Source organism: Jongsikchunia kroppenstedtii DSM 45133 (genome assembly GCF_000380485.1).
Taxonomy (GTDB): Bacteria; Actinomycetota; Actinomycetes; order Mycobacteriales; family Mycobacteriaceae; genus Jongsikchunia; species Jongsikchunia kroppenstedtii.
In genome coordinates, this window is the sequence record NZ_AQYG01000033.1 from 28,976 (window position 1) to 48,231 (window position 19,256).

Here is a 19,256-nt window from a genome sequence, read left to right on the forward strand (position 1 = left end):
CTGATGACCATCGATCTCGACGCCGTCTACACCGACCTGCACCGCCACCCCGAACTATCCTTCGCCGAGCATCGAACCGCCGGGATCGTCGCAGACCACCTGCGACAGTTGGGAATCGAGACGACCGAAGGCGTCGGCCGCACCGGCGTGGTCGGGGTCATCAGCAACGGCGACGGCCCGACCGTGCTGCTCCGGGCAGACATGGATGCGCTGCCGGTCACCGAGACGACCGGCAAGCCCTATGCCAGTGAAACACCGGGCGTCATGCATGCGTGCGGGCACGACGTTCATGTCACCTGCCTGCTCGGCGCGGCCGAGCAGCTGATGGCGGCCCGCTCCGAGTGGAGCGGCACCCTGCTACTGGTGTTCCAGCCGGCCGAAGAGGTCGGCAGCGGCGCGGACGCGATGGTCGCCGACGGTCTGTATGACCGATTCCCGAAGCCCGATATCGTTCTCGGCCAGCATGTCTGCCCACTGCCGGCCGGCATGATCGGAGTGCGCGGAGGGCCGGCGATGGCGGCGGCCGACGACATCAACGTGGTGCTGCATGGCAGCGGAGGCCACGGCTCCCGGCCGGAGTCGACGATCGATCCCGTCGTGATGGCCGCCGCGACCGTCATGCGCCTGCAGACGATCGTGTCGCGCGAGGTGCCCGGCAGCGACGCGGCGGTCGTCACGGTCGGCACGCTGCAGGCCGGGTCGAAGAACAACATCATCCCCTCGGAGGCCCGGCTCGGCCTGAATGTCCGGACCTTCGATGAAGGCATCCGGGAACGGATCGTCTCGTCGATCCGCCGCATCATCAATGCCGAAGCCCAAGCGTCCGGGGCGCCCGAGCCCGACATCGAAATGGCCAACGGATTCGCGGTCACCGTCAACGATCCCGAGGCGACGGAGAAGACCGTCGCAGCCCTGCGCACGGTGGTCGGCGACGACAAGGTGATCGACCCGGGCCCGGTGACCGGCAGCGAAGACGTCGGCGCGCTCGCCACCGCCGCGGGCGTCCCGCTCGTCTACTGGCTGCTCGGCGGTGAGGATCCGGCGAAATTCGCTGCCGTGGTGACGGATTCGCTGATGGACAAGACCATTCCGGCGAACCATTCCCCGGACTACGCGCCGTTGCCCGATCCGACACTGGGCCTTGGCGTGCGGGCGCTGGTCGCCGCCGCCCGAACCTGGCTGGGCTAGAGGGCGGGCGGCCATGAAGATCGGCGTCCCGACCGAGGTCAAGAACAACGAGCACCGCGTGGGCATCACGCCGGTCGGCGTCCAGGAACTCGTCCAGCGCGGCCACGAGGTGTTCGTCCAGCAAGGCGCGGGCGCCGGCAGTTCGATCTCGGACGCCGACTTCACCGCGCAGGGCGCGAAGATCCTCGAACGCGCCGCGGACGTTTGGGCCGAAGCCGACATGGTGATGAAGGTGAAGGAGCCGATCGCCGCCGAATACGGCTACCTTCGTTCGGATCTGCTGCTGTTCACCTATCTCCATCTGGCCGCCGACAAAGCGCTCACCGATCGCCTGATCGAGACGAGGACGACGGCGATCGCGTACGAGACCGTGCGGCTCCCGAGTGGGATGCTGCCGCTGCTGTATCCGATGTCTGAGGTGGCCGGCTGCTTGGCTCCACAGGTCGGCGCACACGCCCTGATGGCGCCGCAGGGTGGTCGCGGCATTCTGATGGGCGGCGTCGGCGGTGTGGCCAACTCGAAGGTCGTCGTGCTCGGCGCCGGCGTCGCCGGGCAGAACGCCGCGAACATCGCCCTCGGCCTGGGCGCCGAGGTGACGCTCCTCGACACCGATCTCGACAAGCTGCGGATGAGCTTCTGGCGCTACGACAATCGAGTCCGCCAACTCGCCTCGTCGTCCATGTCGGTGCGCGAGGAGGTCGTCAAGGCCGACCTGGTGATCGGTACCGTGCTCATCCCCGGCGCCAAGGCTCCGAAGCTGGTCACCGACGACATGGTTGCCGACATGAAGCCCGGCTCGGTCCTCGTCGACGTCGCCATCGATCAGGGCGGCTGCTTCGAGGGCTCGCGTCCGACGACGCATGACGACCCGACCTTCAGCGTCCACAACTCGCTCTACTACTGTGTCGCCAACATGCCCGGCGCCGTGCCGCACACATCCACCTGGGCGTTGACGAACGCGACACTCCCGTACGCGATCCGGATCGCCGAGCACGGGTGGCGCGATGCCCTGCGCGACGATCCGTCGCTGGCGTCGGGGCTCAACACCTACGCCGGCAACATCACATGCGCCCCGGTCGCGGCCGCATTCGGTCGGCAATCGATCGCCATCGCAGAGATACTCGGTTGATCGACATCACCGAGTACCGAGAAGCCCAGGGCGCCAACGCGATCACGACCGCGCTCAGGAAGAGCATGATCGGGTACTGCGTGATCAGCTGATCGGCGAACCAGTAGTTGCAGAGCTGCGCCACCGACGCCAGCGCCACCGGGACTGTGAAGACACCGAGGATCAACGCGACGCCCAGGCCGACCTCGATCAGCGGAACGAGCACACCGAAGAACGCCGGCGCATTGCCGAGGACATGCTCGGTGAACAGTTGATAGAAATGCGGAACCCGCGAGTTGCTCTGCGTGCTGTTCACCACCAGCAGGATGTCGGCCCGGCCGAATCCGGCGTGGTACTTCACGTAGCCCTCGTGCAGCCAGAAGATGCCGAGCGCGACCCGGACGACCAACGCGGCGAGCGCGCTCATTGCATCAGCTTCGCCGCACCGAATACCGCCAACGCCTTGTCGCAGTGGACGACCAGATCCTGATACGACGACGCGTTCACGCCGCTCGGCAGCGTGAAGGTCTGCGATGCGGTGTTGTACGAGACCTTGCTGATCTCCACGCCGGAGCGCACGTCGTTCTCGGTGGTGCCGTTGGCGAGGTACAGATGCAGGTCCGGGCCCTCGTCGGAGGAGTAGCCGGACAGCGTGATCGTGTTGCCGTTGATCGCGGCGTGGCCGCTGACCTTCTTGCCGTTCAGGCCCATGAAGTCGCCTGCGCCCATGGCGGCGGGCGCCGGCATGCCGGACATCATGGCGCTCGTGGACATCGGGGCGCTGGACGCCGCGTGGCCGGAATCGTTCGACGAACTGCATGCGCTCAGCGCCAAGGCGGCCCCGACGGCGAATCCGGCTCCGATGATCTTGATGGTTGTGCTGTGCATGATGGCTTCCTGTCCTGCTGGTGATTTCGGCCGCGGGATCGCGACGCATGATCGAGTCAAGCAACGCGCATCGGCGCCGATATCGAAGCTTTCAGGCCGGTAATCGACCATTTCAGTTCTGTAAGGAACTGTCCGGCGGGCGATCGCGTGCCTACGCTCGTTGACATGCAGGCAGGTTCGCGGGTGATGGTCGTCGAGGACGATCCGGCGGTGCGCACGGTGGTCGCCGACCATCTGCGGCTGGCCGGCTGCCTGGTCGCCCTGCACACCACCGGGACCACCGCGTGGGACGCATTCACCGCGGAGGCGCCGGACCTGCTCATCGTCGACCGGATGCTGCCCGGCATGAACGGCGACGAGTTGTGCCGCCGGATTCGTTCGGTATCGACGGTGCCGATCATCATGCTCACGGCGCTCGACGGGTTGGAGCATCGCATCGACGGGCTGGAGAACGGCGCCGACGACTACCTCGCCAAGCCGTTCTCGCTGCGCGAGCTTCAGTTGCGGGTCAATGCCCAGCTGCGGCGCAGCAATCCCGCGACTACACCGCTCACCTTTCAGGCCGGACCGTTTCGAGTCGATGCGGCCCACCGCCGCGTCTGGCTCGATGATCGCGAAATCGCCCTGACGACACGCGAATACGAGCTGTTCCTGTACCTCGCACGTAATCCCGACCGGGTCATCAGCCGCGACGAGATCCTCCGCGAGGTCTGGCAATGGGGATTCGGGGATGCCTCGACGGTGACGGTTCATGTGCGCCGGCTACGGGAGAAGATCGAACCGGATCCACAGATTCCGACCTACCTGCGTACCGAGTGGGGCGCGGGATACCGGTTCGCGCTCGAGTCGAGCCCAGCATGGTGACGAGCTCGGCATGTTGACGGCGCATGCGCTGCTGGTGATCGTGCTGACGGCGGTGATCGCCACCAGCGCCGTCACCGCGCTCACGCTGCTGGTGTTGCGGCTGCTCCCCCGCGGTCGGATCGCGACGCGTGCGTCGATCGTGCTCGCCGGCGCGCTGCTGTCGGTCGTGGCGTCGACCATCGCGGTGGCCGTCGAGATGTATATCGACGACCACGATCTCGCGATCCTCGGCTGGGTCATCGGCACGTCGGCACTGCTGTCGATGCTTGCGACGTGGATCGTGACCGGGCGGACCATCACCACCGCGGTCAATGATCTGGTCGGGGCGGCCCGCCGCGTCGGCGACGGTGCAGTCATCGATCCGACCCACTCGTGGTCTCCGGAGTTCGACGCCGTCTCCGCCGAACTCGCCGAGACCTCGCAACGGCTGGCCGAGGCGCGCGCCCAGGTGGCCGAGCTCGACGCCGCCCGGCGACAGTTCTTCGCGTGGATATCCCACGACCTGCGCACACCGCTCGCCGGCCTGCGGGCCATGGCCGAAGCACTCGAAGCCGGGACCGCACCCGATCCCGATGCGTATATCCGGACGATCCGGTCGAAGGTCGACACGGTCAACCAGATGGTCGGCGACCTGTTCGAGCTGTCGAAACTGCAGACCGGCACGCTCCAGATCCATCCCGAACCTGTGGTGCTGCTCGATCTGGTCAGCGACGCCGTCGCCGACGCCCAAACCCTCGCTGCCGCAAGAGGAATCACGATCGCCCAGGACGGCATCGCCGGACATCTGATCTGGGTCGACCCGCGTGAATTGACGCGAGCCATCGGCAATCTGCTCACCAACAGCCTCGGCCACGCGCCCGACGACAGCACGATTCTCATCCGCGCCGACGCTGTGCACGATGGCCAGCTCGTGGTGAGCGTCATCGATCAGGGGTCGGGTGTCACGGCCGAGAATCTGGGCCGGATGTTCGACGTCGGCTGGCGCGCCGATGACAATCGCGCTCCGACGGGCGCGGGACTGGGGCTCGCGATCGTGCGGGGCATCGTCGAAGCACACGGCGGCAGCGTGGCCGCGCGTCATACCGATGATGGATTCAGCCTCGAATTGATGCTTCCGACCAGAGATGATCAGTCGACAGCGAGCCGGCCTACGACCGAGACCAGATCCGCCGCGTCTAAAACTGTGCGACAATAGTCGCCGAGGGTCGACGTTGGCCCTCTGCAACAGAAAGTAGTACCAGCAATGGCGCAAGGAACCGTTAAGTGGTTCAACGGCGAAAAAGGCTTCGGCTTCATCGCCCCCGACGATCAGAGTGACGATGTCTTCGTTCACTTTTCCTCGATCACCGGTAGCGGCTTCCGCAACCTCGAGGAGCAGCAGCGCGTCGAGTTCGGCGTAGAGCAGGGAGCCAAAGGCCTTCAGGCCACCAACGTGAGCGTCATCTGACGTATCGCAGACTCCAGAACCCCGACATCCGCTGTGGTGTCGGGGTTTTCGCGTTCTAGAGAGGCAGTGCAATGACGACGACGACCCGGATCGTGCTCGCGGAGCGCCCGGTGGGCGAACCCAAAGACTCGGATTTCCGAGTCGAGACAGTCGATCTGCCTGAGCCGGGCCCCGGCGAAGCGCTCCTGGAGACGCTGTACCTGTCGCTCGATCCCTACATGCGCGGCCGGATGAGCGCCGCGAAGTCGTACGCGAAACCGGTCGAGATCGGTCAGGCCATGGTCGGCGCGACCGTGTCCCGGGTACTCGAATCGACCGACGACACCGTCGCGGTCGGCGATGTCGTCCTGGGTTATGGCGGCTGGCAGACGCATTCGGTGGAGTCGACGTCGTATCTCCGGGTACTGAACCCGGATGCCCTCCCGGTCACCACCGCACTCGGGGTCCTCGGTATGCCCGGGTTCACGGCATACGCAGGCATGCACAATATCGGACAGCCGAAAGCCGGTGAGACCGTTGTGGTCGCGGCGGCAACGGGTCCGGTCGGCTCGATGGTCGGCCAGTTGGCCAGACTCGCCGGCGCCCGGGCGGTCGGCATCGCGGGCGGCGCGGCGAAGGTGGCGATGCTGACCGACGAGTTCGGCTTCGATGCCGCGATCGACCATCGCGCCGACGACTTCGCCGAGCAACTCGCCGCGGCCACGCCGGACGGAATCGACGTTTACTTCGAGAATGTGGGTGGCAAGGTCTTCGACACCGTGCTGCCGCGCATGAACCTCTATGGGCGAATCCCTGTGTGCGGCTTGGTGTCCGGCTATAACGCCACCGCGCTGCCCGACGGGCCCGACCGCATGGGCATGCTGATGGGCCGGATCCTCACCAGCAGCCTGCTGGTTCGCGGCTTCATCCAGAGCGAATTCGCGCCCACGCAGATGGCGACCTTCCTGTCCGACATCGGCACCGCGGTGGCGAACGGATCCATCCGATATCGCGAGGACATCGTCGACGGCTTCGATCAGACCATCGACGCCTTCCGCGGCCTGCTCACCGGCCGCAACGTCGGCAAACTGATCGTGCGGGTCGCCGGCTGAGTCCCTGACGGCATGGGCTTCCTGGTCGGGTTCTCTCCGTGGATCCTCTACTGGGTCCTGGTGGGCAACGCCTCTTTTCGGGTCGCTGTCCTGGTAGCCCTTGCACTGTCGGCCACGGCAGTGCTCGTCCAGCGTGCTCGCCGCCAACCGTGGCATTCACTCGAGGCCGGCACCGTGGTGGTCTTCGGACTCCTGGCGATCCTGGCGTTCACCGTCAGCGACCATTTTCTTGAGCGATGGTTGCAGCCGATCGGCAACGCCGGAATATTTCTGATCGCGTTGTCCGGCATCGTGATCGGTCGACCGTTCGTCCGGGAGTACGCCACCGCATCCGTCGATAGCGACACCGCCCGCTCGGACGGGTTCCGCGTGATCACGTTGGCGATGACGTGGATGTGGGCAGCGGTCTTTGCGGCGATGACGGTGGTTTCGCTGATCCCGCCGATCATGCAGGGGCAGGCCACCATTCATGACGGCGCCTCGGGATTGTCCATCGTCTGCTATTGGGTCATCCCCTTCACCCTCCTGGGGCTCGCGGGTACCGCATCGAGCATCTTTCCCCCATGGTTCGACAAGAAGTCCACCGCGATGGATGCGCGCCAGGCCACGCAGGCGCCGGGCCCGACGGTCCAGCAGACGGACTCGGCGGCCGACACAATCGATCCGGAGCTGTTACTGCGAGCGCCGACCACCTCACGCCACGACGAACCCTTCACTGTCGAAATCGCCGGCCCCGCCGCCGACAGGGTCGACCTGACGCTGTCTGGCACCGACCTCTACGGCCGGACATGGCGCTGGTCGCACGCGTCGGCACCGCACAAGGTTGGCGACGAGGCAATCTGGGGCATGCACTGCGAGGAGCCTGCCGACCGCAGCGATCTCTTCATTCCGCCGGCGGAGCCATGGCAGGTCCGGGTCGAGGCAACCGCTGCGGGCCACCGAACGACGATCACCTGCCGACGGGAGGCACTCGCGCCCGGAGCCATCGTCACCGATGTGGACGTGGATGGTCGGCCGGGCCTGCTCGCTACGCCGGCAACGCAATCACACGGCACCGTAGTCTGTTTCGGCGGTTCTGAGGGCGGCGTCGATTCACAGCGCGCCATGATCTCCACATTGGCATCCCGCGGCTGGACGGCTCTCGCCTACTCCTGGCTCGACGAACCTCCGGACACCGCACCCATCGCCGAGATTCCGCTCGAGCGGTTCTCCACCGCGATTCACTGGTCGGCGCGACGCGCCGGTCGTCCGGTGGAAGCGATCGGAATATCCCGCGGGGCCGAGGGGCTGGCCGCCGCGATGACCCTCGAGGCCACTCTGCCGGTCAGATCCCTGGTTCTGCTCAGTCCGAGCAGTGTCAGTTGGCAGGCGGTCGGCCAGGACGGCGAGATACCGGATACCTCGTCGTGGTCGTGGGCGAAACGACCGTACCCCTATGCCGACCTACCCGCCGGAGCGTTGATGCCGCAATTGATTCGGAATGCCTGGCGGCTATCGCGTGACATGGCCCACCACCAGGCAAGCGATCTGAGTCTGCGTCCGGCCTACAGCGCGGGGCTCGATCGCGAGATCCCCCGCGACGCCTATCTCGCTGCCGAGCGGATCGACTGCCCGATCCTGTGTGTCACCGGTTCCGATGACGCGCTCTGGCCGTCGGCCCGAATGGCCACCGCACTGTTGGAACGTCGTTCCCATGCCGAGGATCGGCATATTCAGTTCGAGGGCGCCGGGCATCTGTTGCGTCCTGGGCTGTACCCCAGCAGTCCGCAGGTCACCGGCGGCATCGCGCTCGGCGGACGTCCGGCCGAACATGCCGCCGCCTGCCTTCACCTGGCCGATCACATCATCGATTTCCTATCACGATGAACTCGACGCCAAGGCCTATGCCGGCCAGCATCGCGCGAGCGGAAGGCAGGCTTCGTCGACTGCCCGCCATTCGGACCGTGTGTGTCCGACCGGAACAGCGTCTTCATGACAGGACGCCTGTCTGAGACGACGCCGCACTGATCGTCCGATCAGGTCAGCGTGCGACCGTCGACCACGTCGTACTCCGATACCGCGGCGGACACGACGATGGCGCGTTGGTCCGCACGCGGCCCGTCGCCGCGAAAGGTCTCGACCGCTGCGCGGGACTCCCAGTGCTCGAACACCATTATTCGACCCGGATCGATGAGGTCGGCGGTGATCGAGAAGTCGATACAGCCTGCCGTCGCGCGGGCCAGTTCCACCACCGATCGGCAACCCGCGAGGTAGTCGTCACGCTGATCTGGATCGACGCCGAGATGTCCGGCCACAATCACGGTCATATGCTTCTCCCTTGGCTTGTGCAACTCGGTCACAAGGTAAGACTGTCCGCCCCGCGCAAACTCATCGGTGCTCCAGTGCCCGCCGCCTCAGCGGGATAGCGTCTATGTGTGTCAATCGTGAGCGCTGTTCCGGAGGATGCCGGAGTCGTCGCGCGGCTGCAGGTCGCGTTCGCGGACGAATTCGACTCCCCCACACCGTCCGTCGACGTTCTTGAGCCACGGTTCCGCCGGCTGATCTCCGATCCGGCGGGCACCGTCTTGTTCGCCGGCTCTCCGCCGGAGCCGGACGGGTACGCCGTGGTGACCTTTCGGCCCACCGTTTACTGCGAGGGCCCGTTGGCGGTCCTCGACGAGTTGTATGTCCGGCCGGGGCTGCGCGGCCGCGGAATCGGCACCAAGCTGTTGGCCGCCGCGATCGATGACATGCGGCGACGCGGCGGCGGCGAGATGCATATCAACGTCGATGAGCCCGACACCGGTGCGCGGCGGTTCTACGAGCGACACGGTTTCGTGAACATCGAGTTCGGCGGAGACGGCCGAATGCTCTGTTACATCAGGGAATTCGGATAGTTAGTCCGGCATCACGTAGGCGCCGTCGAGCACCTTCACCTGCTGCCAGACCCGGTCGAACGATTCGGCATCTGCCGCCGGCCGGCGCACCGCACCCAGCGCCCATTCCTGTTGCTCCGAGGTCGCCGACGGCTTGCCGTACAGCGACACCGCATAACCGGAGAAGTCCCGGATCTGGAAGTCGAATATCCGGTTCAACACGTCGAGGTCGAGCGATGTAGCCGCGGCCTGCTCCAGGATGAGCTGGCCGTACACGACAAGCGTGAAAAGGTGCCCGATCGTGAGGACGAAGTCGAGATCCTTCGCCTGCTCGGCGGTCGGCGGCGCGGTTTCCAGCAAGCTCTGCAACGCCTTGGCCTGCCGGAAGAACACCCCCACGTTGGCGACGTCGCGGAACGATTCGTATGCGGCCTTCCAGTCGGCGAACTGAACCTTGCCGGCACCGCCGACCGGTCCCTGGGCGAAGAAGAACGCGTCGTCTGTGGCGTCGTTCCGGGTGGCGATGTCGACGTACTCGGCCGGATTGAAGAAGTAGTTCGGCATGAATTTCAGGATCTGCGCGACGTTCACGTGCACAGTGCCCTCGAGCCGCGGGAGCCAGCCGATGAATCGATTCGCCTGATGGAAATAGGTGTTCTTCTCGTAGCCCTTGGCCGCCACCACATCGAGGAGCAGCGTCATCACAGTCTCGCCCTCGGAGGTGACCTTCGACTTGGTGACCGGATTGAACAGCAGATAGCGACGGTCGTCGCGGCTGGCGCTGCGGAAGTAGTCGATGGCGCGGTCGCTGAACAACTTCATCGCGGTCAACCGGGCGTAGGCGTCCACGAAATTGCCTTGGACGTGGGAGAAGTCGGTGACCGGGTTGCCGTAGAGAATCCGGTTGTTGGAGTGGGTGATCGCCTCGTACAGCGAGTGCGTGCACATGCCGATCGAACCGTGGCAGAGATTGAACTTGCCGACGTTGACGGTGTTGAGCGCGGCCGCGAACGCTTCGGGGCCGGTGTGCAGGATGTCATCTGCAGTGACCGGATAGCCGTCGAGCTCGAACGTCGATACGTACATCTGGCCGTGCACCACGTTGCCGATCAGCTTGTAGTTCGGATGGCGCGAGTCCGCGGTGAAGAACACGTAGCCCTCGGGGCCGTCGATATCGGAGCGCCGACCGAATACCGACACCATGCCGGCCACGTTGCCGTTGCCTATGTAGTACTTGGTGCCCGACGCCGTGAAGCCCTGGCCGTCCGCGTCCGGCGTCAAGACCATGTCGGTGCTGTACACGTCCGCGCCGTGTTCACGCTCGGACAATCCGAAGGCCATCACTTCGCCGTCGAGGAGCTGCTGTGCCGCTTTGGTTTTGGCCTTCTCGTTGGCCGACATCCAGATCGGTCCGAGCCCCAGGATGGTGACCTGCTCGGCGTACCAGTAGGCCAGGCCGTAGAAGCCGAAGATCTCGCTCAGCGCCGCGTTGCGGGCGCCGTCCCAGCGTCGGTTCTCGTCGCCGTCCGCGTATGCGGCGGGTGTCAGGAACGTGGCGAACAACTTCTCCTTCTTCTGGAACTCCAGGAAGTCGGCCACCCACTCGGCGTCGAGATCAGCCTGCAGCAGCCGCTGTTTGCCGTAGGACTCGAAGAAGTCGATGGTTGCGCGTAGTAAACGTCGGGTTTCGGGATCGAATTGTGCGTAATCGTTGGACTTCGGGTTCAGAAGGGGTCCGCGCATGCGCCTCACTGTATCTACCAATGCCAGGCATGGCCGCCCACATTGGCGATCGTGCGCTGCAGCACGGTGATCGTCGTGACGAATTCTTCCTCGGTGATGCCCTGCATGCGCTCGCGTTGCAACTCCGTCTGCAGGTCGGCTGCGGCAGCGAAAACCGTTGCCCCCGAATCAGTCAACGTAAGCGAGTTGCCGTCGCGGGTCGCCCAACCATGTTCGACGACGGTGCCCAGGGCGTCCTCGATCGCCTCCGGCGTGTCGTTGGGACCAAGCTTCTCGACGAGATAGTCAGTACCCAGGCCGTCAGGCGCGGTCGAAAGCTGATGCAGCACCCACCATTCGGGTTGCCGCACCCCCATATCCTCGAGCGCGCCGCGGGTGCGTGCCCGGATCGCCTCGCCGGCGCGGACGGTCCAGAATCCCAGTGGTTGACGGTTCGGTGGCTGCATTGGCTTGTCCATGGCCCCATGGTTCAACCTCAACCAGAGTTGATGTCAAACCGGCACAATCGACAGATCAACCCACGTCGAAGAGGTCGATCACCATGACCGTTGGTTCGCAGATCGTGTTCATCCAGGGCGGCGGCGCGGGCACGCACGACGAATGGGACAACAAGCTGGTCGATAGCCTTCGATCGCGGCTGGGCGGCGTTGAGATCTACTATCCACGCATGCCCGACGAGGGCGATCCGAGTTATGCCGCCTGGAACCCGGCCATTCGACGCGAACTAACGGGTCTGGACGATCGAGCAATCGCGATCGGCCACTCGATCGGCGGGCCGCTCCTGATCCAGACATTGTCAGAGCAACCCGAACCCACCCCGCTCGCCGCGATCGTGCTGATCTCAGCGCCGTTCATCGGGCCGGGCGGCTGGGCGGGCGACGAGTTCGAACTGCCGAACGACCTTGGCACGCGGTTGCCTCCGAGCGCGGCCGTTCACCTATTCCACGGTCTTGAGGACGACATCGTCCCGGCCGCCCATGCCGAGCGATACGCAGACGTGACTCCACAAGCAACTGTGCATAGATTGCCGGGCCGCGATCACCAGCTGAACAATGATCTGCGCGAAGTGGCGAGCGTGCTGACGACGCTGTAGCAATACGTTGTAACTGTCGGGCTGACAGGATTTGAACCTGCGACCACTTGACCCCCAGTCAAGTGCGCTACCAAACTGCGCCACAGCCCGTTGACCGCCGATAGCTCGGCGAGCGCCGTTGACTCTACCGTGCCGCTCTCGCGACGAGCGAATCAGCTGGCAGTGTCGTGCCGCACCACGTCGTAGACGGGGATAGTCATCTCCTCGTTCAGCCATGGCTGCGCATCGGCCAGCTCGCGATCCTTCACGTATCCCGTTTCGACCAGGCCGGTCGCGGCGTCGATGATGCGGTAGCGCTGCGTCCAGGTGTGCAACGGCTGCGACTCCAGCAGGATCACCCGCAGCTCCCCCGGCTCGTAGCGGCAACACTGCTGCACGTACTCGATCAGCTGCTCGTCATGCAGATGCCCGTCCCCGAAGTTCCAACCGAGGATCGGTCCGGCGGTCACTTCGCCGTCCACACATGTGTACTGCGCCGGATCGTCCACGGCCCGACCGATCAAGCCGTGCAACGCCCGCCCCTGCGGATGCATCGACCGGAACGCGACCTGCTTGCCCTCGATCACCGTCAGGTCGACGCCGGGATACCGCGCCACCAGCTGCTCGTGCGCCGAGCCCGACAGCTTCTTGATCACGCCGAGCTTCGCTTCGGAGTCGCCCCGGAAGCACCACATCCCGGCCGCCCAGTTGCCCGCGTAGTACCGCATCGATACCAGGAACGACACATACTTCGGGAACAGATTGCCGAACAGCACCAGCGCTCCGGAGATGCACAGAACCGCGATGAGCCACGGCGATTGAATGTCGCCGGGGCCGATATCGGCATTGCCACCGAACACGACGATCGCGGAGACGATCATCATCAGGTTCCACTCGCCCGGGATACCCATCGGGAACATCCCGATGATGTGGAAGTGGAACAACACGATCACCGTGACCGCCACGTACGTGACCCAGCCATGCGACAGCAGCAGGATGAACGGCACACCGGCCTCGATGACTGTGCCGCCGTGCGCAAAGGCGCCGGCGAGCCTGGACGGTCGCATGTCGTTCGGGTAGTCGCGGAACAGCCTGCGCCGAAACGGCTTCCAGGGATGGATCGGTGAGTTCGACATCATCACCGAGACCACGTACGGGAAATGCAGATTCATCTTCGACAGCGAGGCGCCCCACCACACGATGCAGGTCAGCACCTGCGCCCCCGCGATCGATTCCGGGAACGGGAACATCAGGATGATCAGCATCACCCAGTAGTGCTCGGACCGCGCCGCGAGGAACGCGATCTGGTCGCGGAACCCGAGGAGCGCCAGCGATGCCACCAGCGGTAGCAGCACCCACCACTGCAGCGAACGCTCGCCATGATCTTCATGGCCCTGCATCACCAGCGCGAAGACGCCAGAGGCCAGAACGACGGCGTACAGCCCGGCGTCGAACGGCGTCCGAGTGGCGCCTCTGGTGCCCGGAATCTTCGGCCAGGGTGGAAGTCGCACCATTCCCGGCCGCAGGAAGTACAGGATGCCGCCGATAAGCGGATCGGTGCGCTGCGTCATCGGCCCTGCGCTGCAACCCAATCCAAGGATTTCGAAGAGCAGCGCCCAGACGATCGCCTTCTGAAAGAAGATCGGCGACGACCACCATTCGTCGAAACTGCCCAGCCCACCGGCGGCCGGCGTGATGAGCCCGATGAGAACCAGGCCGACGCCAGCGAACAGGACCATCTTGACCACGTACATCAGCAGCACGATCGTCGGGATGCCGCCGCCGTTCTCACCCCAGAAGGTCACCGCCTCGCGGATGCGGCGTGACCGCGAGAACCCCCGCCACGCGTCAGGAGCAATCGGCATCATCTCGGCAGTTTTGAAACCCACTCGATTACCTATACCGGGTCACACGTCGAAGTGGAACATGTTCCAGAATTGACGCGATGATCGTGCATGCCGTAATCAAGCCGAACAGCCGTAAGGGGCCGCTCGTCGAAGTCGCCGACGACGGTTCGCTCACACTGTTCGTGCGCGAGCCCGCGATCGACGGCAAGGCCAACAAGGGCGCGATCGCCCTGCTGGCAAAGCATTTCGGCGTCCCGCGAAGTTCAGTGCACTTGACCGGCGGCGCCACGTCTCGCCACAAACGATTCGAGATCACTGGCTGATTCCCCCCCCTTGCGAATGTCCGATTTGCCGCGTACATTTGTACTAGAACATACGTTCGAGCCGATGGCCATAGGGGGAACATGGACACCGCTACAACACCACCGAGCATGTTCGCTGCGGGTGGGTTGAGAACGCTCGTCGATCGGCTGCGAACGATGCCCACTGACGTAACCGACCGGGACTGCGTCGATGCGCTGACAACGCTGGTCGAGCTGGAGGCGGCCACCGCGGCAACCAAGATGCGGCTGATGGTCCGCCTGGAGCAAGAACGTAAAGCCGCTCGCCGTGCCGCCGGCGTTCGCGAACGCAAGATCGGCGAGGGCATCGCCGCCGAGATCGGGCTAGCGATCAAACAATCGCCGCATAAGGCGGCACAACTGCTTTCTGTCGCGCGACGCCTGACCATGGACCTCCCACGTACGTTCGATGCGCTGCAGGCCGGTGTCCTGACCGAGCCGCGGGCCGAGACGATCGCCCGCGAAACCGCGATCCTCGACCCGGGCGACGCCGCGATCGCCGACCACAATCTCTGCGCCGATCAAGCGGCACTGATCGGCAAAGGCGACAAGGAGATCGACCGCGTCGCCAAGGCCGAGGTGTATCGACTCGACCCGCGCGCCGTCGTCGACCACAACGAGAAGCGGCTCACCGATCGCCGAGTCTGGACCAAGCCGCTGCCCGGCGCATTGGTGCAACTGTCCGCGCAGCTGCCGCTGAAAGACGGCATCGCCGCGTATGCCACTCTCCTCCGCGACGCGAAATCCGCTGCTACCCAAGGTGATGAGCGAACCCAGGGCCAGATCATGGCCGACTTGATGAGCGCACGACTGTCGGGTGGCGACTCCGCCGCGACCATCCCCGTCGCCGTGGAGGTTGTCGTTCCGGTGGCGGCGCTCGTCGACGGCGCAGACACTGCGGCGGACATCGGCGGCCGCACAGTACCGGCCGAGACGGCTCGACGGGTCATCGCCGACGCCCTCGACGATGCCGCGGACGTCTCGCTACGCCGCCTGTTTGCGGACGCGGAAACCGGCAGCCTGGTGGCGATGGAGTCCCGCGCCCGCTGCTTCCCGGACGGGCTGAGACGTTTCCTCACCAGACGCGACGCCGGGGTCTGCCGCACGCCGTACTGTGGCGCGCCGGTCCGACATGCCGATCACACGGTCCCGCATCACGCGGGCGGGCCCACCGACGCCGACAACGGCGCCGGCCGTTGCGCACGCTGCAACCAGGCCAAGGAAGCCGACGGTTGGACCGCGACCGTCGTCCGGGGAGGTCGCCGTGAACGGCACCGGATCGAGATCGTGACACCGACGGGGCATGCGCATAACAGCACTGCTCCCCCGATCTGCGCGTAGCGTGACCAGCATGGACATCGCGGTCAATGTCACCGGCGGCGACATCGTCGGTACCGAATCAGACGGCGTCACAGCATTTCTGGGCGTGCCGTACGCCGCCGCGCCCATCGGCGCATTTGCGTTCGCCGCGCCGCAGCCCGTGGCACCGTGGAGCGGCAGTCGTGATGCTCGGAGCGAGGGGCCGTCGTGCTGGCAGTCGCCGTACCCGCAGCCCGTCCGCACCTGGTTCTCAAAGGTGACGGCCACCGAGCTCGGCGGCGAATGCCTCAACGTCAATGTCTGGACCCCGGATGTGCAGGCCGACGGCCTTCCGGTCATGGTGTGGATCCACGGCGGTGCGTTCGTCCGCGGCTCCAACGCCTCACCCACCTACGACGGGACAGCCTTCGCGCGCGACGGCGTAGTGCTGGTGTCGATCAATTACCGCCTCGGCGTGTTCGGCTACAGCGTCTTCGACGATGCTCCGACGAACCTCGGGATGCGCGATCAGATCGCCGCCCTGCAGTGGGTGCGCGAGAACGCCGCGGCATTCGGCGGCAACCCGGACGACGTCACCGTCTTCGGCGAGTCGGCCGGCGGCATGAGCATCGCCAATCTGCTGACCTCGCCCGGCGCGCGCGGGCTATTCGGTAAAGCGATCATCCAGAGCGGTCACGGCCACGCGATCTTCACGAAGGAAGATTCGACGATGGTGACGGCCGAGATGGCGCAGATCCTCGGAATCCCAGCGACCGCCGCCGCGTTCTCGAAGGTCCCCCCCGACATCCTGATCGACGCACAGAACAAGCTCGGCATCGCTATCCGCGATGATCCGGACCCGGCCCGCTGGGGCGTATCGACCATCAAGGGCGGTATGGGGATCACCGCGTTCATGCCGGTATTCGACGACCTGATTCCCGAGTTCCCCGACGTCGCAGCGAAGTCCGGTGCCGGCGGCAGCACCCCGTTGCTCATCGGCTGCACGGCAAGCGAATTCACTCTGTTCAGCCTGAGCTCCGGCACTCGCGACGCCATCACCGACGAAGTACTGCCGATCGCCGCTGCCCGGTTCGGCGCCGACGCCGAGACCCTCGCGAGACTTCGTGCCGAACGGCCGGACTCGACCGCCGCAGACATCTTCGACATAGTCGCCTCGGATCAGGCATTCCGTAAGCCAATCGAGCGGTTCGCCGATGCACACCGATCCGCGGATGCGCCCGTGTTCGTCTACGAGTTCGCCTGGGAATCTCCGGTCGATGGGCTCGGCGCCTGCCACGCCATGGAGCTCGCGTTCGTCTTCGACACGCTCGGCAGCAACGAGTCCTTCACCGGACCGAATCCGCCGCAGAGCATCGCCGATGACATGCATGGCGCCTGGGTGCAGTTCGCGAAGACCGGCGATCCCGGTCCGACGCTTACTTTTTCCGCTTCTCCCGGACCCGGACGTTGATCCGCACCGGCGACCCCTCGAAGCCGAACGTCTCCCGCAGCTTGCGCTCCAGGAATCGCCGGTAGCCGGCCTCCAGGAAGCCCGTCGTGAACAGCACGAACGTCGGCGGCCGGGTCGCGGCCTGGGTCGCGAACAGCACGCGCGGCAGCCGGCCACCGCGCATCGGCGGCGGCGTCGCGGCCACGACTTCCTTGAGCCAGTTGTTCAGCTGGCCGGTCGTGATGCGCTGATCCCATGACTCCAACGACGACTCCAACGCCGGCACCAGCTTCTGCACCGCCCGACCGGTCTTCGCCGAGATATTCACCCGCCGCGCCCACGGCACCCGCGCCAGTTCGCGGTCGATCTCCTTGTCCAACTGGTACCGACGGTCTTCGTCCATCAGGTCCCACTTGTTGAACGCGATCACCAGCGCCCGGCCGGCATCGATCACCATCGACAGCACCCGCAGATCCTGCTCGGTCACCGGCTGCGACGAATCGATGAGCAGCACAACTACTTCCGCCGCCTCGATGGCGCCCTTGGTACGCAGTGACGCGTAGTACTCGTGCCCGCTGGCGAAGTGCACCTTCTTGCGCAGGCCGGCGGTGTCGACAAAGTTCCAGATCTTGCCGCCCAGCTCGACCAGCTCGTCGACCGGGTCGACGGTCGTCCCGGCCACGGAATCCACGACCGCGCGATCGCCGCCCGACAGCTTGTTCAGCAGCGAGCTCTTGCCGACATTCGGCTTGCCGACCAGCGCCACGCGCCGGGGACCACCCGATCCGGTGCCCTCGCGCGGAGTCTCCGGCAGTGCCGCCAGAATCGCGTCCAGCAGATCACCGGTCCCCCGACCGTGCGCCGCCGAAATCGCGTACGGCTCACCCAGCCCCAGCGACCACAGCGCCGCCGCCTCCGACTCGCCGCGTTCGTCGTCGACCTTGTTCGCCGCCAGGACCACCGGGGTCTCGGCACGCCGCAGCACCCGTGCGACCGCCTCTTCGGTCGCGGTCGCGCCGACGGTGGCATCGACCACCACCACGACCACATCCGCGGTCTTCATCGCGAACTCAGCCTGCGCGGCGACCGCCTGCTGCAGTCCCTTGGCGTCCGGCTCCCAGCCGCCGGTGTCCTGCACCTTGAAGCGTCGACCGGCCCAATTGGCCTCGTACGACACCCGATCCCGGGTGACGCCCGGCAGATCCTCGACGACCGCCTCGCGGCGGCCGAGAATGCGGTTCACCAGAGTCGATTTGCCGACATTCGGCCGACCGACGATGGCCACCGTCGGGACCGCAATCGATTCTTCGTCATCGGCCAGTTCATCGAAGTCGACCGCATCCCAATCGGATTCGTCGCTCCAGACCCCGTCGCCGTCAATGATGTCGGTCATCGGGTCACCTCCACGGCAGCCTGCGCACGGCCGACCAGGTCGGCGACGACCTGCTCGAAGGTCATGTCGCTCGTATCGACGATCTGCGCGTCGTCGGCCGGACGCAGCGGCGACGCCGCGCGGGTCGAGTCCAGATCATCCCGGCGGATCACGTCCGCCAATACCGCCGCATAGTCGGAATCCATTCCGGCGGAAAGGTTTTGTTTGTGCCGCCGCGTGGCGCGCGCCTCCGGCGAGGCGGTCAGGTAGATCTTCACCGCGGCCTGCGGGAAGACCGCAGTCCCGATATCCCGCCCCTCGACCACGGCGATTCCGTCGACGTCGGCGAGCGAACGCTGCAGCTCGACGACGCGCACGCGCAACTCCGGCACGGCCGACACCGCCGACACCGCCTGCGTCACCGCGTCGCCGCGGATCTCCGCGGTGACGTCTTCACCGTCCAGCAGCACGGTCGGCACGGTCGGATCGTTACCGACGGTCATCGGCACCACCTGGGTGGCGGCATCGATCGCCGCCGGATCGGTCAGGTCCACGCCGGCCCGCAACGCCTGCAGCGTCGCGACCCGGTAGGTGGCGCCGGTATCGATATAGCGCGCACCCAATTCCATTGCGACCTTGCGAGATACGCTCGACTTGCCGGTACCCGACGGGCCGTCGATGGCGATGATCG

20 protein-coding genes and 1 tRNA gene are annotated in these 19,256 nt (G+C 65.7%); 12 read left to right on the forward strand and 9 right to left on the reverse strand.

The window, feature by feature from the left end; all coding sequences use genetic code 11:
* The first annotated feature begins 3 nt into the window (after positions 1 to 3).
* Positions 4 to 1,188: an amidohydrolase gene (locus G341_RS0102250; protein ID WP_018177480.1), complete on the forward strand. Its 1,185-nt coding sequence runs from the start codon at positions 4 to 6 to the stop codon at positions 1,186 to 1,188.
* Between the two features lie 13 nt (positions 1,189 to 1,201).
* Positions 1,202 to 2,317, forward strand: coding sequence for an alanine dehydrogenase (gene ald, locus G341_RS0102255; RefSeq protein ID WP_018177481.1), 1,116 nt, complete (start codon positions 1,202 to 1,204; stop codon positions 2,315 to 2,317).
* Here the strand turns inward: ald and G341_RS0102260 are convergent.
* Both G341_RS0102260 and G341_RS0102265 read right to left on the reverse strand, forming a co-directional pair.
* Positions 2,250 to 2,723, reverse strand: coding sequence for a DoxX family protein (locus tag G341_RS0102260; protein ID WP_018177482.1), 474 nt, complete (start codon positions 2,721 to 2,723; stop codon positions 2,250 to 2,252). The genes ald and G341_RS0102260 overlap by 68 nt on opposite strands.
* Positions 2,720 to 3,184 carry a DM13 domain-containing protein gene (locus tag G341_RS0102265; RefSeq protein WP_026303148.1) on the reverse strand — a complete coding sequence of 155 codons (465 nt, stop codon included), beginning with the start codon at positions 3,182 to 3,184 and terminating at the stop codon, positions 2,720 to 2,722. The genes G341_RS0102260 and G341_RS0102265 overlap by 4 nt, the downstream gene beginning before the upstream one ends.
* Before the next feature lie 165 nt (positions 3,185 to 3,349).
* Between G341_RS0102265 and G341_RS0102270 the strand changes: the two genes are divergently transcribed.
* The 5 genes from G341_RS0102270 to G341_RS0102290 all read left to right on the forward strand — a co-directional run bounded on the left by G341_RS0102270 (position 3,350) and on the right by G341_RS0102290 (position 8,452).
* A complete protein-coding gene (locus G341_RS0102270; protein ID WP_018177485.1) occupies positions 3,350 to 4,048 on the forward strand; it encodes a response regulator transcription factor in 699 nt (232 codons plus the stop codon).
* Between the two features lie 10 nt (positions 4,049 to 4,058).
* A complete protein-coding gene (locus G341_RS20740) occupies positions 4,059 to 5,243 on the forward strand; it encodes a sensor histidine kinase (RefSeq protein ID WP_018177486.1) in 1,185 nt (394 codons plus the stop codon).
* Between the two features lie 48 nt (positions 5,244 to 5,291).
* Entirely contained in the window at positions 5,292 to 5,495 is a 204-nt protein-coding gene (locus G341_RS0102280; protein WP_018177487.1) for a cold-shock protein, read from the forward strand.
* 71 nt (positions 5,496 to 5,566) lie between these two features.
* Positions 5,567 to 6,586 (forward strand): NADP-dependent oxidoreductase, encoded by a 1,020-nt coding sequence (locus G341_RS0102285; protein WP_018177488.1) that lies wholly within the window; start codon positions 5,567 to 5,569, stop codon positions 6,584 to 6,586.
* Positions 6,587 to 6,598: 12 nt separating this feature from the next.
* Entirely contained in the window at positions 6,599 to 8,452 is a 1,854-nt protein-coding gene (locus G341_RS0102290) for an acyl-CoA thioester hydrolase/BAAT C-terminal domain-containing protein (protein ID WP_018177489.1), read from the forward strand.
* Positions 8,453 to 8,601: 149 nt separating this feature from the next.
* Here G341_RS0102290 and G341_RS0102295 read toward each other — a convergent pair whose 3' ends face one another.
* Positions 8,602 to 8,892 (reverse strand): putative quinol monooxygenase, encoded by a 291-nt coding sequence (locus G341_RS0102295; RefSeq protein ID WP_018177490.1) that lies wholly within the window; start codon positions 8,890 to 8,892, stop codon positions 8,602 to 8,604.
* Between the two features lie 108 nt (positions 8,893 to 9,000).
* On the opposite strand from G341_RS0102295, the gene G341_RS0102300 reads away from it, so the two are divergent.
* Positions 9,001 to 9,462 carry a GNAT family N-acetyltransferase gene (locus G341_RS0102300; RefSeq protein ID WP_051092582.1) on the forward strand — a complete coding sequence of 154 codons (462 nt, stop codon included), beginning with the start codon at positions 9,001 to 9,003 and terminating at the stop codon, positions 9,460 to 9,462.
* Here the strand turns inward: G341_RS0102300 and G341_RS0102305 are convergent, their stop codons facing one another.
* Positions 9,463 to 11,184: an acyl-CoA dehydrogenase family protein gene (locus G341_RS0102305; protein ID WP_018177492.1), complete on the reverse strand. Its 1,722-nt coding sequence runs from the start codon at positions 11,182 to 11,184 to the stop codon at positions 9,463 to 9,465. It abuts the gene before it with no gap.
* A gap of 14 nt (positions 11,185 to 11,198) precedes the next feature.
* On the reverse strand, positions 11,199 to 11,642 hold the full coding sequence (locus G341_RS0102310) for a MarR family winged helix-turn-helix transcriptional regulator (protein ID WP_018177493.1): 444 nt from the start codon (positions 11,640 to 11,642) through the stop codon (positions 11,199 to 11,201).
* Positions 11,643 to 11,725: 83 nt separating this feature from the next.
* On the opposite strand from G341_RS0102310, the gene G341_RS0102315 reads away from it, so the two are divergent.
* On the forward strand, positions 11,726 to 12,277 hold the full coding sequence (locus tag G341_RS0102315; protein ID WP_018177494.1) for an alpha/beta hydrolase: 552 nt from the start codon (positions 11,726 to 11,728) through the stop codon (positions 12,275 to 12,277).
* Between the two features lie 16 nt (positions 12,278 to 12,293).
* On the opposite strand, the gene G341_RS0102320 is transcribed toward G341_RS0102315, so the two are convergent.
* Both G341_RS0102320 and G341_RS0102325 read right to left on the reverse strand, forming a co-directional pair.
* Positions 12,294 to 12,367: transfer RNA gene (locus tag G341_RS0102320), tRNA-Pro, on the reverse strand.
* 62 nt (positions 12,368 to 12,429) lie between these two features.
* Positions 12,430 to 14,145 carry a DUF3556 domain-containing protein gene (locus tag G341_RS0102325; RefSeq protein WP_018177495.1) on the reverse strand — a complete coding sequence of 572 codons (1,716 nt, stop codon included), beginning with the start codon at positions 14,143 to 14,145 and terminating at the stop codon, positions 12,430 to 12,432.
* A 56-nt stretch (positions 14,146 to 14,201) separates the two neighbouring features.
* Here G341_RS0102325 and G341_RS0102330 point away from each other — a divergent pair, with 56 nt between their 5' ends.
* The 3 genes from G341_RS0102330 to G341_RS0102340 all read left to right on the forward strand — a co-directional run bounded on the left by G341_RS0102330 (position 14,202) and on the right by G341_RS0102340 (position 17,214).
* Positions 14,202 to 14,426, forward strand: coding sequence for a DUF167 domain-containing protein (locus G341_RS0102330; RefSeq protein ID WP_018177496.1), 225 nt, complete (start codon positions 14,202 to 14,204; stop codon positions 14,424 to 14,426).
* A 156-nt stretch (positions 14,427 to 14,582) separates the two neighbouring features.
* Positions 14,583 to 15,785: an HNH endonuclease gene (locus tag G341_RS20745; RefSeq protein ID WP_018177497.1), complete on the forward strand. Its 1,203-nt coding sequence runs from the start codon at positions 14,583 to 14,585 to the stop codon at positions 15,783 to 15,785.
* A 10-nt stretch (positions 15,786 to 15,795) separates the two neighbouring features.
* Positions 15,796 to 17,214, forward strand: coding sequence for a carboxylesterase/lipase family protein (locus tag G341_RS0102340; RefSeq protein WP_018177498.1), 1,419 nt, complete (start codon positions 15,796 to 15,798; stop codon positions 17,212 to 17,214).
* Here G341_RS0102340 and der read toward each other — a convergent pair.
* Both der and cmk read right to left on the reverse strand, forming a co-directional pair.
* Positions 17,180 to 18,586 (reverse strand): ribosome biogenesis GTPase Der, encoded by a 1,407-nt coding sequence (gene der / locus G341_RS0102345; RefSeq protein WP_018177499.1) that lies wholly within the window; start codon positions 18,584 to 18,586, stop codon positions 17,180 to 17,182. The genes G341_RS0102340 and der overlap by 35 nt on opposite strands.
* Entirely contained in the window at positions 18,583 to 19,254 is a 672-nt protein-coding gene (gene cmk / locus G341_RS0102350; protein ID WP_026303149.1) for a (d)CMP kinase, read from the reverse strand. Before cmk ends, der begins: the two co-directional genes overlap by 4 nt.
* Positions 19,255 to 19,256 lie beyond the last annotated feature (2 nt).

Bases quoted from the DNA above. Each gene is read 5' to 3' on its own strand.
- G341_RS0102250 (WP_018177480.1), top strand. From the start codon at position 4: ATGACCATCGATCTCGACGCCGTCTACACCGACCTGCACCGCCACCCC.
- ald (WP_018177481.1), top strand. From the start codon at position 1,202: ATGAAGATCGGCGTCCCGACCGAGGTCAAGAACAACGAGCACCGCGTG.
- G341_RS0102260 (WP_018177482.1), bottom strand. From the start codon at position 2,723: ATGAGCGCGCTCGCCGCGTTGGTCGTCCGGGTCGCGCTCGGCATCTTC.
- G341_RS0102265 (WP_026303148.1), bottom strand. From the start codon at position 3,184: ATGCACAGCACAACCATCAAGATCATCGGAGCCGGATTCGCCGTCGGG.
- G341_RS0102270 (WP_018177485.1), top strand. From the start codon at position 3,350: ATGCAGGCAGGTTCGCGGGTGATGGTCGTCGAGGACGATCCGGCGGTG.
- G341_RS20740 (WP_018177486.1), top strand. From the start codon at position 4,059: ATGTTGACGGCGCATGCGCTGCTGGTGATCGTGCTGACGGCGGTGATC.
- G341_RS0102280 (WP_018177487.1), top strand. From the start codon at position 5,292: ATGGCGCAAGGAACCGTTAAGTGGTTCAACGGCGAAAAAGGCTTCGGC.
- G341_RS0102285 (WP_018177488.1), top strand. From the start codon at position 5,567: ATGACGACGACGACCCGGATCGTGCTCGCGGAGCGCCCGGTGGGCGAA.
- G341_RS0102290 (WP_018177489.1), top strand. From the start codon at position 6,599: ATGGGCTTCCTGGTCGGGTTCTCTCCGTGGATCCTCTACTGGGTCCTG.
- G341_RS0102295 (WP_018177490.1), bottom strand. From the start codon at position 8,892: ATGACCGTGATTGTGGCCGGACATCTCGGCGTCGATCCAGATCAGCGT.
- G341_RS0102305 (WP_018177492.1), bottom strand. From the start codon at position 11,184: ATGCGCGGACCCCTTCTGAACCCGAAGTCCAACGATTACGCACAATTC.
- G341_RS0102310 (WP_018177493.1), bottom strand. From the start codon at position 11,642: ATGGACAAGCCAATGCAGCCACCGAACCGTCAACCACTGGGATTCTGG.
- G341_RS0102315 (WP_018177494.1), top strand. From the start codon at position 11,726: ATGACCGTTGGTTCGCAGATCGTGTTCATCCAGGGCGGCGGCGCGGGC.
- G341_RS0102330 (WP_018177496.1), top strand. From the start codon at position 14,202: ATGATCGTGCATGCCGTAATCAAGCCGAACAGCCGTAAGGGGCCGCTC.
- G341_RS20745 (WP_018177497.1), top strand. From the start codon at position 14,583: ATGCCCACTGACGTAACCGACCGGGACTGCGTCGATGCGCTGACAACG.
- G341_RS0102340 (WP_018177498.1), top strand. From the start codon at position 15,796: ATGGACATCGCGGTCAATGTCACCGGCGGCGACATCGTCGGTACCGAA.
- der (WP_018177499.1), bottom strand. From the start codon at position 18,586: ATGACCGACATCATTGACGGCGACGGGGTCTGGAGCGACGAATCCGAT.